Origin of the sequence: Bacillus cereus group sp. N14, assembly GCF_016483555.1 — a bacterium.
GTDB lineage: Bacteria > Bacillota > Bacilli > Bacillales > Bacillaceae_G > Bacillus_A > Bacillus_A wiedmannii.
This window is the reverse complement of the sequence record NZ_JAEHBQ010000062.1, coordinates 1-464: the sequence shown is the minus strand read 5'-3', so window position 1 is coordinate 464 and position 464 is coordinate 1. Positions and strand designations below refer to the sequence as shown.

Genomic DNA, 464 nt, shown 5'->3' with positions numbered 1-464 from the left:
TCTACTAATTTGTACTTTCCTACAGATAAGTCTGAGATTTTTGCTTTACCATTTTTATCTGTTTTTACTTCCGTTACTACTTTGCCTTTTTCATCTTGTACTTCGAAAACTACGCCTTCTAATACTTTTTGACTATCTTTATCTACTTTTGTAATTTCTACTGAACCTTTATCTACTAGTTCATTCTCTACTTTTAATGATAAGACTTCTGTCATACCTTTTTTGATTTCGAATGATACTGGCTCTGTTAGCTTTTTGTAGCCTGGTAAATTTTCTGCTTCTACTAGTTTGTAATTCCCTACAGATAGATCTGAAATTTTCGCTTTTCCTTCTTTATCTGTTGTTACTTTTGTTACTACTTTGCCTGCTTCATCTTGGATTTCAAAGACTACGCCTTCTAATACTTTTTGACTATCTTTATCTACTTTTGTAATTTCTACTGAACCTTTATCTACTAGTTCATT

1 protein-coding gene is annotated in these 464 nt (G+C 31.2%); it reads right to left on the bottom strand.

Features of this window, described 5'->3' with window-relative positions; all coding sequences use genetic code 11:
* The coding region (locus tag JDS82_RS29030; RefSeq protein WP_275952028.1) for an MSCRAMM family protein at positions 1-464 on the bottom strand (464 nt) is incomplete at both ends.